Here is a 13,931-nt window from a genome sequence, read left to right on the forward strand (position 1 = left end):
GGCCGTGCATCTGCGATCCGTCGATATCAGCTTTGCCGTGCCGGGAAAGCCGCCCTTTCGCGCCGTATCGGGGGCCGAGCTTGCGGTGGGTCCGGGCGAGTTTCTGTCCATCGTCGGGCCGACGGGCTGCGGCAAATCCACGCTGCTGAATGCGGCGGCGGGCCTTTTGCGGCCCAGCGCCGGCGATGTGCGCATCGAGGGCGCGACGCTCAGCGGGCTGAACGCGCGCGCGGGCTACCTGTTTCAGTCGAATGCCCTGATGCCGTGGAAAACCGCCGGCGACAATGTCGCCATCGGGCTGGAAATCGCCGGCATCCCCCGGCGCGAGGCGCTGTCCCGCGCGCATGAATGGCTGACCCGGGTCGGGTTGCGCGGCTTTACCGACCGCTATCCGCATATGCTGTCGGGCGGTCAACGCAAGCGGGTCGCGCTGGCGCAGGTGCTGATCCGCGATCCCGATATCCTGTTGATGGACGAACCCTTCGGCCCGCTGGATGCGCAGACCCGGCTGATCATGCACGAATTGTTGCTGCGGCTGTGGTCGCAGGACCGCAAGGCGGTGCTGTTCGTGACCCATGACCTCGAAGAGGCGATCGCGCTGTCGGATCGCGTCGTCATCATGTCCACCGGACCCGAGGCGCGCATCATCGGCGATTTTCCGATCCCGCTGAAACGTCCGCGCGACATTGCCGAAATCAGGCTGACCCCGGAATTTCAGTCGCTGCACCGCGAAATCTGGCACCTGCTCAAGGAACAGGTGCTAAAGACCTATGGCCTGCAAGCGGGGGCCGGCGCATGAACCGCACCCTGCTGCTGCTCCTGCAAATCGGTGTCGCGGTCGCAATCGTCGCGATCTGGCATATCCTGACCACGACGACGCTGATCGGCGATCCGGACCGGCTGCAATTCTTCTTTTCCACGCCGGTCGACGTCGCGCGCCAGATCTGGGCGTGGTTCGCCAATGGCTCGATCTGGTATCACCTCTGGATCACGCTGAGCGAGGCGATCCTGGCCTTTGTCATCGGCGCGGTGGCGGCCATCGTGCTGGGCTTCTGGTTCGCGCGCCAGCCGCGTCTGGCGGCGGTGTTCGACCCCTATATCAAGGCGGCGAACGCCCTGCCCCGGGTGGTGCTTGCGCCGATCTTCACGCTGTGGTTCGGGCTTGGCATCTGGTCCAAGGTGGCGCTGGGCTTCACGCTGGTGTTCTTTATCGTCTTTTTCAACGTCTATCAGGGCGTGAAAGAGGTGAACCGGACCGTGCTGGAAAACGCCCGCATGCTGGGCATGTCGGAACGCCAGCTTTTGCGCCATGTCTATCTGCCCTCGGCGCTGAGCTGGGTGTTCTCGTCGCTGCACACCTCGATCGGATTTGCCGTCGTGGGCGCGGTGGTGGGCGAATATCTCGGCTCGGCCGCCGGGCTTGGCTATCTGATCGCGCAGGCCGAGGGCATGTTCGACATCGCGGGGGTCTTTGCCGGCATGTTCGTGCTGTCGGCATTCGTGCTGATCATCGACGGTCTGGTGACGCTGACCGAACGCCGGCTCTTGCGCTGGCAACCCGCCACCAGCCGTCAGGAATAGCGCATTCTGCGAAGGGGAGGAAACGACATGAACATCCGCAAACTGGCGCTGGTCGCCGCAGTCACGCTGACGGCGCTGCCGGGGGCGGCGCTGGCCGAAACGGTCAAGATCGCCATCGGCGGGGCCGCCTGTCTGTGCTATCTGCCGACCGTGCTGGCCAAACAGCTGGGCAATTACGAAAAGCACGGCGTCGATGTCGAGCTGATCGATTTCAAGGGCGGCTCGCAGGCGCTGAAGGCCGTGGTCGGCGGCAGCGCGGACGTGGTTTCGGGCTATTACGAACACACGATCAACCTTGCCGCCAAGAAACAGCAGCTGGCGGCATTCGTGACCTATGACCAGTTTCCGGGCATCGTCATCGCCGTCGCCCCCGATGAGACCGAAAACATCAAGACCATCGCCGACCTGGCCGGCAAGACCGTGGGCGTCAGCGCGCCCGGATCATCGACCGATTTCTTTCTGAAATACCTGCTGGGCAAGGCCGGACAGGCGCCCGATTCCGCCGCCGTCGTGGGTGTCGGGCTGGGCGCCACCGCGGTCGCCGCCATCGAACAGGGCCAGGTCGACGCCGTGGTCACGCTGGACCCGGCGGTGACGGTCCTGAAAGCGCGTCACCCCGATCTGCGGCTTCTGGCCGATACCCGCAGCGCCGCCGATACCGAGGCCTTGTTCGGCAGCGGCTATCCCGGCGGCGCGCTTTACACGCTGCAAAGCTGGATCGACGACAATCCCGAGGCGGTGCAGGGTCTGGCCGCGGCCATCACCGAAACGCTGGACTATATCCACAGCCACACCCCCGAAGAGATCATGGCCCAAATGCCCGCCGAAATGATCGGCGCCGAGAAAGAGGCCTATCTGGCGGCGCTGACCAGTTCGATCCCGATGTATTCGGAAACCGGGCTGATGGACCCCAAGGGCGCCGAAACCGTGCTTGCGGTGTTCAGCGCCGGCTCGCCCGATGTGGCGGCGGCCAATATCGACCTATCCCGGACCTATACCAATGCTTTTGTTGAAAAGGCCCGGGCCGGGCAGTAACCCCTTAGCCATCGCCGGGCGGTCCCCCGCCCGGCCCATGACGATGCGAGGATGCGATGCCCACGGTCTATATCCTGAACGGCCCCAACCTGAACCTGCTGGGTCAGCGCCAGCCGGAAATCTATGGCAGCACCACCCTGGCCGATATCGAGGCCGAATGCCGCGCGCTGGCCGGCACGCTCGGGGTCGAGCTGGGCTTTTACCAGTCGAACCACGAAGGCACGATCATCGATCAGATCCACGAGGCGCGGACCAAGGCCCAGGCCATCATCATCAATCCGGCCGCCTATACCCATACCTCGGTTGCGATCATGGATGCGCTGAACACCTTTGACGGCCCGGTGATCGAGGTTCACATCTCGAACGTCCACAAGCGCGAATCGTTTCGCCATCATTCCTATGTCAGCCTGCGCGCCGATGCGGTGATGGCGGGGTTTGGCACCCATGGCTATGCGCTGGCGCTGCGCCACGCGGCGCGGCTGATCACCTGACGGCCCGGGCGCGACAGGCCGCAACGAGACCGCCGCCCCCGGGGCTGGGGACGGCGGTGCGCGATGGCGGGTCGGCAGGGTTTGCGACGTCGCGGGGGGAGGGGCATGGCCGCTTCCAGATAACCCGACCCGCCAAAGGGGGATAAGGCCGGTCCGTTTCAGCCCGGCGAAGGCGGGGGCAACGGATATCGTCGGCTGCCCGCGCCGGCCTTGATCATCGGACCCGGCAAAAGCGAGCCGATCAGATCGGCGACGACGACCCGGCCCAGACCGGGGCCGTTCCCGTCGATCACCGGGTCGGGGCGCGTGCCGCCACGCGATACCCTGACCAGTTCCGGGAGGGGCAGGACACCGCCCTGACCCGCCGGCTTCTCGCTATGGACGCTCACAGGATTCAAACTGATAAACATTGCGACACCTCGTGAACCGAACCGTCTGCGCATCGTTGCCGGGTGCGGCTGATCGCGCCATGGGATCAAGCTAGCACGGTCTTCGTGATCAATTCGTGAATCGGATCGCCGCAAAAGCGTGAAAACGTCGCCATCCGCGAAAAAAATCGGGCCCGATGCCGGGCGCGCCGGCCCGGACCGCCCGAAACGAATCGCTAGAACAGCCCCCGCAGGGTCAATTCCCGGGCCAATGCCCCGGCACCGGTGAAATGGATGCCGTCCATGCCCAGCGCGCGGGCACCTTCGACATTGGCGAGGCTGTCGTCGATAAAGATGCAATCCTGCGGCGAAAGCCCGTTGCGGTCCATCAAGAGCCGATAGATCGCCGGCTCGGGTTTCAGCTGGCGGACCTGCCCCGATACGACGATATCGCCAAACAGCGCCGTCAGCCGGGGATAAAGCTCAAGCGCATGCGGCCAGGTATCGGCCGACCAGTTGGTGATCGCATACATCGGCACGCCCCGCGCCAGAAGCGCCTCGGCGATTTCCCATGTCCCGGGCACCGGCCGGTCGATGGTCAGCGCAAAGGCCGCAAGATAGCCGGCAAGATGGCGCGCCGCGTCGCCATGCTGTTCGCGCGCGGCGGTCAGCCCGTCCTGAAAGCTGCGGCCGCCATCCTGCAACCGGTTCCATGCGTGAAAATCGATGCGCGCCATCCAGTCCTCGGCCGCCTCGCGGGTGGTAAAGGCATCCGCGAATGCCAGCGGCGCGTCCCATTCGATCAGCACCGCGCCAAGGTCGAAAATCACGTTTTTCATCAGGTGTTTTCCATTGCCGTCAATTCCACCTCGACCAGAAATTCCGGCTGGGTAAAGCCCGAAACGATCACCAGCGTCGATGCCGGCAAGACCGCGACCCCGGCCAGAAATTCGTCCCGCGCCGCCATGTAATCGGGAAAATGCGCACGTTCGGTGACAAAGCCGTTGACGCGCAGCACATGACCCGGACCAAGGCCCGCCTCGGCCAGGATGGCGGCGCAATTGGCAAAGCATTGCCGCGCCTGATCCAGCGCTCCCTCGGGCAGGCTGCCATCGGGCCGCACCCCCAGCTGCCCCGAGGTCAGCACCAGCCGCCCGGACACGGGCACTGCCACGCCATGCGAATAGCGACCGAAAGGCGCCGCGATCAATCTGGGGTTCAGGGCCTGCATGGCCGCGATCCTGATCCAGCACCCCGATGCGGTCAAGATAAGCAGACGGCCAAATCCGTGCTTTCTTACGAAACTTGTGATTGCGATACTGTCCGGTCCATTGCACCATGACGCGAAATCGAACCACAAGTTCACGCGCCAACAGGAGTATCCATGAAACGACTGATGATCGCTTCGGCGGCAGGCATTTGCCTTGCGCCCGCAGCCATGGCCGAAACGGCCGTGAAGTTCGGCACCAACTGGGTCGCACAGGGTGAACATGGCGGCTATTATCAGGCCGTCGAGGACGGGTCCTACAAGGAATGCGGCCTTGACGTCACCATCGTGCCCGGCGGGCCACAGGTGAACAACCGCGCCATGATGCTGGCCGGCAAGATCGACTTCAACATGGCGGGCAACCTGCTTTCCACCTTCAACGCCGCCGCCGAGGGCGTGCCGGTCGTCGCCGTCGCCGCCAGCTTTCAAAAGGAACCGCAGGTCTTTCTGACCCATCCCGGCAAGGGCAAGACCTTCGACGACCTGAAAAAGCTGAAAATCTATGTCAGCGACGAAGGTTTCGCCTCGTATTATCTGTGGATGAAGTCGGCCTACGGCTTCACCGACGAACAGCGCGAGGTCTATACCTTCAACATGGCGCCATTCATCGCCGACGAGAACACCGCCATTCAGGGTTATGTCTCGTCCGAGCCGCTGATGGTCGAAAAAGAGGCCGGCTGGAAACCCGACGCGCTGCTTCTGGCGGATGCCGGTTACGCCACCTATTCGACGCTGATCGAGACCATGGCCGATACCGTCGCCACCCGCCCCGAGGTGGTGCAGTGCTTTGTCGATGGCTCGGCCAAGGGTTGGTACAATTACCTTTACGGCGATTCCAGCAAGGCCGATGCCCGGATCAAGGCCGACAACCCCGACATCACCGACGAACAGCTGGCCTTCGCGCGCGAGCAGCTGAAAGCCTATGGCATCGTCGATTCGGGTGACGCGCTGGAAAAGGGTATCGGCGTGATGACCAAGGAACATATCGACGCCTTCTTCAAGTCCATGGCCGATGCGGGTGCGATCGCGCCCGATCTGGATTATTCCAGCGCCTATACGCTGGATTTCGTGGGCAAGGGCGTCGGTATGGATCTTAAGAAATAAGCGTGGGCACGACGCGCGAACTGCTGCGCATGGAGGCCGTCGGCAAGGTCTTTGCCGGCGGCGTCACCGCGTTGCAGGGCATGGACCTGCGCGTGGCGGGGGGCGAGTTCGTGTCATTGCTGGGTCCGTCGGGCTGCGGCAAATCGACGGCGCTGCGGCTGATCGCGGGGCTGATGCAGCCGACCACCGGCAAGGTCATATGGCATGGCGATCACGATACCGGCGATCTGGGCGTGGTGTTTCAGGAACCGACGCTCATGCCCTGGGCCACGGTGGAACAGAATGTCTGGTTGCCGCTGCGCCTGCGCGGTGAACGCCTGACCGAATCCCGTCCGCAGATCGTGCAGGCGCTGGACATGGTCGGGTTGGGCAGCTTTGCCCATGCCTATCCGCGCGAATTGTCGGGCGGCATGAAGATGCGGGTGTCCATCGCCCGCGCGCTGGTCACCCAGCCGCGGATGATCCTCATGGACGAACCCTTTGCCGCGCTGGACGAAATCACCCGCAACCGCATGAACGACGACCTGCTGGCGCTGCGCGACCGGCTGGGATGTACGGTGATCTTTGTCACCCATTCGGTCTTTGAAAGCGTCTATCTGTCCGACCGGATCGTGGTCATGGCCCCGCGCCCCGGCCGCGTGGCCGAGGAAATGACCGTCACCGCGCCCATGCGGGACGAGGAATTCCGCACCTCGGCCGAATATGCCGCCCAATGCCGCGCCGTCTCGGCCGCGCTGCACCGCGCCACGGGGGATGCATGACCCAAGCCCTTGATGCCGAAGAAACAAGCCGCCTGCGCCGCGCCCGCGCCGAACGCATCGGGCGCTGGCTGATGCCGATGCTGACCGTGGTGGCTGCGCTGGTGATCTGGGACCGGATCGTGGTCTGGAACCAGATCCCGCATTACATCCTGCCCGGCCCCGGTCTGGTGGCAAAGACGCTGGTCAAGGACTGGTCGATTCTGGGCCCCGCCACCTGGGTCACGCTGAAAATCGCGATGATGGCGCTGACCGTGGCGGTGATTGGCGGGGTCGGTCTTGCCGTGCTGTTCAGCCTGTCGCGTTGGGCCGAGATGTCGTTTTATCCCTTTGCGGTGATCTTGCAGGTGACGCCGGTCGTGGCCATCGCGCCGCTGATCTTTATCTATGTGGAAAACCGCACGGTCGGGCTTTTGCTTTGCGCGTGGATCGTGGCGTTCTTTCCGATCCTGTCGAATACCTCGCTGGGGCTGCGCTCGGTCGATCGCAATCTGGCGGATCTTTACCGCATCTATGGGGCCAGCCGCTGGCAAAGGCTGATCCATCTGCAACTGCCCTCGGCGCTGCCTTATTTTCTGGGCGGGCTGCGGATCGCGGGCGGGCTGTCGCTGATCGGGGCGGTGGTCGCCGAATATGTCGCGGGCACGGCCGGGATCGGTTCGGGGCTGGCCTTCCGCATCCTTGAGGCGGGGTACCGGCTGAACATCCCGCGCATGTTCGCGGCGCTGGCGCTGATTGCGGCGCTTGGCGTTCTGATCTTTGCGGTCCTGTCGCTTGTATCGCATCTGGCATTGCGGCGCTGGCACGAAAGCGCCTTGAAAAGAGAGAACTGATGGCTTGGATTTTCGCGTTCTGCCCAGCGGCAACCTGACCCTGACCAATCTGACCGCGCCGGGCTGTCTGTGCGGGGACGACACCGATCTGAGCACGATTTCACTGGGCATCCGGGACGGCATGCTTTGCGCGCCGGCCGCCGATCTGCCCGCGGTGGATATGCGCGGCGCCATGGTGTTTCCGGCCTTTGTCGACATGCACACCCATCTGGACAAGGGCCATATCTGGCGCCGCGCGCCCAATCCCGATGGCACCTTCGACGGCGCGCTGGCGGCGGTCGAGGCCGACCGGACCGCCAACTGGTCCGGGTCCGACATACGGGCGCGCATGGATTTCGCGCTGCGCTGTGCCTGGGCGCATGGCACCCGCGCCATCCGCACGCATCTGGACAGCATCGGCCCGCAGGCCGCCATCAGCTTTCCCGAATTCACCCGGCTGCGCGACGAATGGGCCGGGCGCATCGAATTGCAGGCCGCCTGCCTGACGCTTATTGACCGCATCGACCCGGATGGCGGCGGCGAATTCGCCGATCTGGTCGATCTGGTCGCGCAAAGCCGGGGTGTGCTGGGCTGCGTGACCTTTCCCGACGCGCGGCTGCGCGACCGGCTGCGGGCATTTTTCGACCATGCCGGCCGTCGCGGGCTTGAGACCGATTTCCACAGCGACGAGACCGGCGATCCCGACAGCGCCAGCCTGCGCGTAATCGCCGAAACCGTGCTGGAAACCGGCTTTGACGCGCCGGTCACCGTGGGCCATTGCTGTTCGCTGGCCATGCAGCCGGACGCGGAATGGCGGCATACACTGGATCTGGTGGCACGGGCCGGGATCAACATCGTCAGCCTGCCCATGTGCAACCAGTATCTTCAGGACCGCGTGGGGGGCCGCACGCCCCGCTGGCGCGGGGTGACATTGGTCCATGAAATGGCCGCGCGCGGGATCAATGTCAGCTTTGCTTCGGACAATACCCGCGACCCGTTCTATGCCTATGGCGATCTGGACATGATCGAGGTCATGCGCGAGGCCACGCGCATCGCCCATCTGGACCATTCCCGGACCGACTGGACCAATGCCTTTCTGACCAGTCCGGCGCGGGCCTGCGGCTTTGACGCACCCGGCCTTGTTCCCGGTGCGCCGGCCGATCTGGTCATCTGCCGGGCGCGCGACTGGACCGAGCTTTTCGCCCGGCCGCAATCCGACCGGATCGTGCTGCGCGCGGGTCGCCAGATCGACCGCAGCCTGCCCGATTACGCCGAACTCGACCACCTGATGAGGTGACCATGGACATCGCCGCCGCCAAAACCGCGCTGAAACACCTTGAGATCGACGACAACCCCGCCGCCGTTCGGGCGAAAAGCCGGGATTTCTTTTGGTACTCGCCGGTGCTCAAGGACCGGCTGGAACATGTCAGCGCCGATTTCGTCGCCATGCCCCGCAATCAGGACGAGGTGATCCAGATCCTGCGCGCCTGTCACGCCCATGACGTGCCGGTGACCGTGCGCGGTTCGGGGACCGGGAATTACGGTCAGGCCATGCCGCTGGCCGGGGGCTGCATCCTGCATATGCAGAACATGGCCGAGGTGGTCGGCATCGCCCCCGGACGCGTCACCGCCCAGCCCGGCATCATCATCCGCGAGCTGGACCGCATCACCCGCGAGGAGTCGCGGCAAGAGTTGCGGATGATGCCCTCGACGGCGGGGACGGCGACGATCGGCGGCTTTGTCTGCGGCGGCTCGGGCGGGGTCGGCTCGGTCCGCTGGGGGTTTCTGCGCGATTACGGCAATATCCTGCGCATCCGCGTCGCCACCATGGAGGCCGAGCCGCGCATCCTGGATTTCACCGGCGCCGATCTGGCCCGGGTCAGCCACGCTTACGGCACCAATGGCGTGGTGACCGAAATCGAGATGCCGCTGGCCCCGGCCTATGACTGGGTTCATATTTTCCTGAGCCTGCCCGATTTCACCCGCGCCGCCAGACTGGCACAGGATCTGGCCCTGCAGGACGGTCTTTTGCTCAAGCTGGCCACCGTCTGCGAGGCGCCGACCGCCGCGCGATATTTCCAGCGGTTCAGGGGATATGTCACCGATCAGGACAGCGTGGTCGCATTGATGGTCGCGCCCCATTCCATGGACGGCTTTCTGTCGTTTCTGGCCCAGGAACCCATGGCGCGGCTGATCTATCGCAGCGACGCCAATGACTGGCCGCGCGATCCCGGCCCGGCCTATGAATATGGCTGGAACCACACCACGCTGCGCGCGATCAAGGTGGATCCCGCGATCACCTATCTGCAAGTGCGCTATGCCGGGCCCGATCTTCTGGACAAGGTGGCGGCGATCCGCGCCCGTTTTGGCGACGAATTGATACAACATCTTGAATTTTTGCGCGAAAATGGCGTAATGACCGCCGCCGGCCTGACGCTGGTGCATTACACGACCGAGGCGCGACTGGACGAAATCATCCGCATTCACGAGGATATGGGCTGCATGGTCTTCAACCCGCATCGCTATACTTTGGAAGAAGGGGGGCGTCAGACGGTGGACGACAGACAGTTGGAATTCAAACGCCAGGCCGATCCCAAGGGCTTGCTGAACCCCGGAAAGATGATCGCATGGGACAGGCCGGACTGGGATTACAGCCGCGCCTATGACTATGCCGGGATGCGCCGCTGATGCGTGCGCTGGTCATTTATTGTCATCCTTCGCCGGGCAGCTTCAATTCGGCGGTCCGCGACGTGGTTTGCGCCAAGCTGCGCGAGGCCGGGTCCGAGGTGCGGCTGCGCGATCTTTATGCCGAAGGGTTTCAGCCGATCCTGACCCAGCAAGAGCTGGAAAACTATCTCGACCCCGAACACAACGCCAAGCCGGTGGCATGGGATGCCGAGGCGCTGCGCTGGTGCGACACGCTGATCTTTGTCTATCCGACATGGTGGTACGGGCCGCCGGCGATGCTGAAAGGGTGGCTTGACAGGGTCATGTTGCCCGATGTCGCCTTTCTGATGCCCGATCCCGACAACGTCACCATCCGCCCCGCCCTGCAACAGATCACCCGTCTGGGCGTGTTCACGACCTGCGGCGCCAGCTATTGGCTGACCTCGCTGATCGGGGCGCCGGGCAAGCGCACGCTGCTGCGCGGGGTGGGCTATCTCTGCGCCCCGAACCGGCGCAGCGTATTCGCCGCGCATTACCTGATGGACAGCTCGACCCCTGAAACCCGCGACCGGCATCTGGATCATGTCGAGCGCAAGATGGACAAGCTTCTGGCGCCGCTGTGACGGGCTTTGCGCGGAAACCGGTCCCGCGAAAGGATGTGCCATGACCCGCCGACTGGACTGGGCCGAATATCGCGCCCCGGAATATGCCGCGATCGACCCCGCGCGCACCATCGCCATCCTGCCCACGGCGGCGGTGGAACAGCACGGGCCGCATCTGCCCGTCGGCACCGACACCATGATCGCCGAGGGGATGCTTGCCACGCTGCGCCGGAACTGTCCCGACGATCTGGATATCCGCATCCTGCCGGTGCAGGCGGTCGGCAAGTCGACCGAACATCTTTGGGCCGCCGGCACGCTGACGCTGGACGCGCCCACGGCGCTGGCGGCATGGACCCAGATCGGGCTGTCGGTGGCGCGCGCGGGCGTGCGGAAAATCGTCATCGTCAACAGCCATGGCGGCAATCTGGACCTTGTTTCGATCCTGTCGCGCGAATTGCGGGTACAGGCGGGAATGCTGGCCGTGAAATGCCAATGGATGGGCTTTGGCCTGCCCGTGGGCATGTATTCCGCACAGGAACGCAGCTTTGGCATTCATGGCGGCGATGTCGAAACCTCGCTGATGCTGGAATTTCATCCCGACTGCGTGGACATGGCGGCCGCGCGCGATTTCCGTTCCTCGGCCGAGGATGCGGCGATCCCGCCCGTCGGGCCGCTCAGCTATGGCTGGATTTCCGCGGACCTGAACCCTGCGGGCGTGGCCGGCGAGGCGCATCTGGCCACCGCCGACAAGGGCCGCGCCACCGCCGCGCATCAGGTCGCGGGCATGATCGCCCTGTTGCGACAGGTGCGGGACGCGGCCATCCCGCAGGCGGCCAGCGGCTGGAAATAACGCGGCTCGGTTCTTCTGCCGCCGCGCAAGCCGTGCTAAGCCGGGCGCAACCGTAAAGAACCGGCAGGTGTCACATGACAATCGCAGTTGCAGGCCTGGGCTATGTCGGCATGTCCATCGCCGTTCTGCTGGCCCAGCACAATCAGGTCCGCGCCCTCGACATCAGCGCCCAGCGCGTCGCGCAGGTCAATGACCGCCGCTCGCCCATCGAGGATGCCGAAATCACCCGCTGGCTGGCCGAAAAGCCGCTGGACCTGAAGGCCACCACCGACGCGGCCGAGGCGCTGACCGGGGCCGAATTCGTCATCATCGCGACGCCCACGAATTACGACGCGCGAAGCAATCATTTCGACACATCCAGCGTCGAAGCCGTCATCCACCAGGCCCGCCAATACGCGCCCGAGGCCACCATCGTGGTGAAATCCACCGTCCCGGTCGGCTTTACCACCCAGATGCGGGCCGAAACCGGCTATGACGGCATCCTGTTTTCCCCGGAATTCCTGCGCGAGGGGCGCGCGCTTTACGACAACCTTCACCCCTCGCGCATCGTGGTCGGCGATCACAGCCCGGCGGCGAAACGTCTGGCCGATCTGTTGGCCGAGGGCGCGATCCGCAAGGATATGCCGATCCTGTTCACCGGCCCCGTCGAGGCCGAGGCGATCAAGCTGTTTTCCAACACTTATCTTGCCATGCGCGTGGCCTATTTCAACGAACTCGACAGCTATTCGGTGGCGCGCGGGCTGAACACGCGCGAGATCATCGACGGTGTCGGCCTCGACCCCCGGATCGGCGAACATTACAACAACCCGAGCTTTGGCTATGGCGGCTATTGCCTGCCCAAGGACACCAAGCAATTGCTGGCGAATTACGATCAGGTGCCCCAGCAGCTGATCGCGGCGGTGGTGGAATCGAACCGCACCCGCAAGGATTTCATCGCCGATCAGATCATCGCCCGCCGGCCAAAGCTGGTCGGCGTCTATCGGCTGGTGATGAAGGCCGGATCCGACAATTTCCGCGACAGCTCGATTCAGGGCATCATGAAACGGATCAAGGCCAAGGGCATCCCCTGCATCGTCTATGAACCCGTCCTGACCGAGGATCATTTCTTTCACAGCCCGGTCGTCCGCGACCTTGCCGATTTCAAGGCACAGGCCGATCTGATCATCACCAACCGCCAGACGGCCGAGCTGGCGGATGTGGCCGACAAGGTCTTTACCCGCGACCTGTTCGGAGTCGACTGATGCGCGTTCTGGTCACCGGCTCGGCCGGGTTCATCGGCTATCATCTGTGCGAACTTCTGCTGGCCGAAGGCGCCGAGGTGATCGGCCTTGATGCCCATGACGCCTATTACGATCCGGCGCTGAAAGAGGCGCGCGAGGCGCGGCTGCGCGCCCATCCAGGCTTTACCCCCATCCGTGCGCGGGTCGAGGATGCGGGCGTTCTGGCCGGGCTTTTCGCCAGCCACAAACCCGACATCGTGGTGCATCTGGCCGCGCAGGCGGGCGTGCGCTATTCGATCGAAAATCCGCGCGCCTATCTGGAATCGAACCTGATCGGCACCTTCGAATTGCTTGAGGCCGCGCGCGCCCATCCGCCCCGGCATCTGCTTCTGGCCTCGACCAGCTCGGCCTATGGCGCGAACACCGAAATGCCCTATCGCGAAACGGACAAGGCCGATGCCCAGATGTCCTTTTACGCCGCGACCAAGAAATCGACCGAGGCGATGGCGCATAGCTATGCGCATCTGTTCCACCTGCCGGTGACGATGTTTCGGTTCTTTACCGTCTATGGCCCATGGGGGCGGCCCGACATGGCGCCGTGGCTGTTCACCAGCGCGATCATGGCCGGCCAGCCGATCAAGGTGTTCAACCACGGCGACATGCGCCGCGATTTCACCTATGTGACCGACCTCGTGCGCGCGATCCGGCTGTTGATGGATGCCGCACCCGGCGATACGCCCGTGGGCCCCAAGGACAGCCTGTCCCCCGTCGCACCGTTTCGGGTGGTCAATATCGGCAATGGCGCGCCGGTCGAGCTGTTGGATTTCATCGCCGCCATCGAGGCCGCGACCGGCAAGCCCGCAATCAAACAGATGCTGCCGATGCAGCCCGGCGACGTACCCGCCACCTGGGCCGATACCGCACTGCTCAGCCGCCTGACCGGCTATGCCCCGCAGACCCCGGTGCAAAAGGGCGTGGCCGAATATGTGGACTGGTTCCGCAGCTATTATCTCTAGCTCTTGAAAGCCGGGGGCGACCGGCCTAATCTTGTCGCCACGAACTCATACACTTGGGGGGCCTCGTACGGGGCTGAGAGGTGCCAGGCACCGACCCATCGAACCTGATCCGGGTCATACCGGCGTAGGGAAGGGTAGAGTGTCGCGACCGTCCGACCGG

The 13,931-nt window shown here is 64.3% G+C and carries 16 protein-coding genes and 1 riboswitch; of the genes, 13 read left to right on the forward strand and 3 right to left on the reverse strand.

Features of this window, described 5'->3' with window-relative positions:
- The first annotated feature begins 4 nt into the window (after window positions 1–4).
- From ACFOMH_RS04710 to aroQ, 4 genes are read left to right on the forward strand one after another with little or no spacing between them, the layout of a single operon-like run.
- A complete protein-coding gene (locus ACFOMH_RS04710; protein WP_377742957.1) occupies window positions 5–799 on the forward strand; it encodes an ABC transporter ATP-binding protein in 795 nt (264 codons plus the stop codon).
- Entirely contained in the window at window positions 796–1,581 is a 786-nt protein-coding gene (locus tag ACFOMH_RS04715; protein ID WP_377742959.1) for an ABC transporter permease, read from the forward strand. Before ACFOMH_RS04710 ends, ACFOMH_RS04715 begins: the two co-directional genes overlap by 4 nt.
- A gap of 27 nt (window positions 1,582–1,608) precedes the next feature.
- Window positions 1,609–2,616 carry an ABC transporter substrate-binding protein gene (locus tag ACFOMH_RS04720; protein WP_377742961.1) on the forward strand — a complete coding sequence of 336 codons (1,008 nt, stop codon included), beginning with the start codon at window positions 1,609–1,611 and terminating at the stop codon, window positions 2,614–2,616.
- 56 nt (window positions 2,617–2,672) lie between these two features.
- Window positions 2,673–3,107, forward strand: coding sequence for a type II 3-dehydroquinate dehydratase (gene aroQ, locus ACFOMH_RS04725; RefSeq protein ID WP_374425802.1), 435 nt, complete (start codon window positions 2,673–2,675; stop codon window positions 3,105–3,107).
- 158 nt (window positions 3,108–3,265) lie between these two features.
- Here the strand turns inward: aroQ and ACFOMH_RS04730 are convergent, their stop codons facing one another.
- The 3 genes from ACFOMH_RS04730 to ACFOMH_RS04740 all read right to left on the reverse strand — a co-directional run bounded on the left by ACFOMH_RS04730 (window position 3,266) and on the right by ACFOMH_RS04740 (window position 4,706).
- Complete coding sequence (locus tag ACFOMH_RS04730; RefSeq protein WP_377742964.1) at window positions 3,266–3,496, reverse strand: hypothetical protein; 231 nt, start codon at window positions 3,494–3,496, stop codon at window positions 3,266–3,268.
- A gap of 215 nt (window positions 3,497–3,711) precedes the next feature.
- Window positions 3,712–4,314, reverse strand: a complete 603-nt coding sequence (locus ACFOMH_RS04735) for an HAD family hydrolase (RefSeq protein ID WP_377742966.1) — start codon at window positions 4,312–4,314, stop codon at window positions 3,712–3,714.
- Window positions 4,314–4,706, reverse strand: a complete 393-nt coding sequence (locus ACFOMH_RS04740) for a RidA family protein (protein ID WP_377742967.1) — start codon at window positions 4,704–4,706, stop codon at window positions 4,314–4,316. The genes ACFOMH_RS04735 and ACFOMH_RS04740 overlap by 1 nt, the downstream gene beginning before the upstream one ends.
- Before the next feature lie 153 nt (window positions 4,707–4,859).
- Here ACFOMH_RS04740 and ACFOMH_RS04745 point away from each other — a divergent pair, with 153 nt between their 5' ends.
- From ACFOMH_RS04745 to ACFOMH_RS04785, 9 genes are all read left to right on the forward strand, one after another.
- Entirely contained in the window at window positions 4,860–5,846 is a 987-nt protein-coding gene (locus ACFOMH_RS04745; protein ID WP_374425798.1) for an ABC transporter substrate-binding protein, read from the forward strand.
- A 2-nt stretch (window positions 5,847–5,848) separates the two neighbouring features.
- A complete protein-coding gene (locus tag ACFOMH_RS04750) occupies window positions 5,849–6,607 on the forward strand; it encodes an ABC transporter ATP-binding protein (protein WP_377742969.1) in 759 nt (252 codons plus the stop codon).
- Window positions 6,604–7,437, forward strand: coding sequence for an ABC transporter permease (locus ACFOMH_RS04755; RefSeq protein WP_374425796.1), 834 nt, complete (start codon window positions 6,604–6,606; stop codon window positions 7,435–7,437). Before ACFOMH_RS04750 ends, ACFOMH_RS04755 begins: the two co-directional genes overlap by 4 nt.
- A 4-nt stretch (window positions 7,438–7,441) precedes the next feature.
- Entirely contained in the window at window positions 7,442–8,713 is a 1,272-nt protein-coding gene (locus ACFOMH_RS04760) for a cytosine deaminase (protein WP_377742971.1), read from the forward strand.
- Window positions 8,714–8,715: 2 nt separating this feature from the next.
- Complete coding sequence (locus ACFOMH_RS04765; RefSeq protein ID WP_377743415.1) at window positions 8,716–10,104, forward strand: FAD-binding oxidoreductase; 1,389 nt, start codon at window positions 8,716–8,718, stop codon at window positions 10,102–10,104.
- On the forward strand, window positions 10,104–10,706 hold the full coding sequence (locus ACFOMH_RS04770; protein WP_374425793.1) for an NAD(P)H-dependent oxidoreductase: 603 nt from the start codon (window positions 10,104–10,106) through the stop codon (window positions 10,704–10,706). Before ACFOMH_RS04765 ends, ACFOMH_RS04770 begins: the two co-directional genes overlap by 1 nt.
- A 40-nt stretch (window positions 10,707–10,746) precedes the next feature.
- Window positions 10,747–11,535: a creatininase family protein gene (locus tag ACFOMH_RS04775; protein ID WP_377742972.1), complete on the forward strand. Its 789-nt coding sequence runs from the start codon at window positions 10,747–10,749 to the stop codon at window positions 11,533–11,535.
- A gap of 74 nt (window positions 11,536–11,609) precedes the next feature.
- Window positions 11,610–12,776, forward strand: a complete 1,167-nt coding sequence (locus ACFOMH_RS04780) for a nucleotide sugar dehydrogenase (protein ID WP_377742974.1) — start codon at window positions 11,610–11,612, stop codon at window positions 12,774–12,776.
- The gene (locus ACFOMH_RS04785) at window positions 12,773–13,771 is read left to right on the forward strand and encodes an NAD-dependent epimerase/dehydratase family protein (protein ID WP_377743416.1); all 999 of its coding nucleotides are present in this window, start codon (window positions 12,773–12,775) and stop codon (window positions 13,769–13,771) included. Before ACFOMH_RS04780 ends, ACFOMH_RS04785 begins: the two co-directional genes overlap by 4 nt.
- Before the next feature lie 44 nt (window positions 13,772–13,815).
- Window positions 13,816–13,919: riboswitch (TPP riboswitch) on the forward strand.
- Window positions 13,920–13,931 lie beyond the last annotated feature (12 nt).

The organism is Paracoccus mangrovi (genome assembly GCF_042648425.1).
In the GTDB taxonomy this organism is placed as follows: domain Bacteria; phylum Pseudomonadota; class Alphaproteobacteria; order Rhodobacterales; family Rhodobacteraceae; genus Paracoccus; species Paracoccus mangrovi.

Bases quoted from the DNA above. Each gene is read 5' to 3' on its own strand.
- ACFOMH_RS04715 (WP_377742959.1), top strand. From the start codon at position 796: ATGAACCGCACCCTGCTGCTGCTCCTGCAAATCGGTGTCGCGGTCGCA.
- ACFOMH_RS04720 (WP_377742961.1), top strand. From the start codon at position 1,609: ATGAACATCCGCAAACTGGCGCTGGTCGCCGCAGTCACGCTGACGGCG.
- aroQ (WP_374425802.1), top strand. From the start codon at position 2,673: ATGCCCACGGTCTATATCCTGAACGGCCCCAACCTGAACCTGCTGGGT.
- ACFOMH_RS04735 (WP_377742966.1), bottom strand. From the start codon at position 4,314: ATGAAAAACGTGATTTTCGACCTTGGCGCGGTGCTGATCGAATGGGAC.
- ACFOMH_RS04740 (WP_377742967.1), bottom strand. From the start codon at position 4,706: ATGCAGGCCCTGAACCCCAGATTGATCGCGGCGCCTTTCGGTCGCTAT.
- ACFOMH_RS04745 (WP_374425798.1), top strand. From the start codon at position 4,860: ATGAAACGACTGATGATCGCTTCGGCGGCAGGCATTTGCCTTGCGCCC.
- ACFOMH_RS04755 (WP_374425796.1), top strand. From the start codon at position 6,604: ATGACCCAAGCCCTTGATGCCGAAGAAACAAGCCGCCTGCGCCGCGCC.
- ACFOMH_RS04765 (WP_377743415.1), top strand. From the start codon at position 8,716: ATGGACATCGCCGCCGCCAAAACCGCGCTGAAACACCTTGAGATCGAC.
- ACFOMH_RS04770 (WP_374425793.1), top strand. From the start codon at position 10,104: ATGCGTGCGCTGGTCATTTATTGTCATCCTTCGCCGGGCAGCTTCAAT.
- ACFOMH_RS04775 (WP_377742972.1), top strand. From the start codon at position 10,747: ATGACCCGCCGACTGGACTGGGCCGAATATCGCGCCCCGGAATATGCC.
- ACFOMH_RS04780 (WP_377742974.1), top strand. From the start codon at position 11,610: ATGACAATCGCAGTTGCAGGCCTGGGCTATGTCGGCATGTCCATCGCC.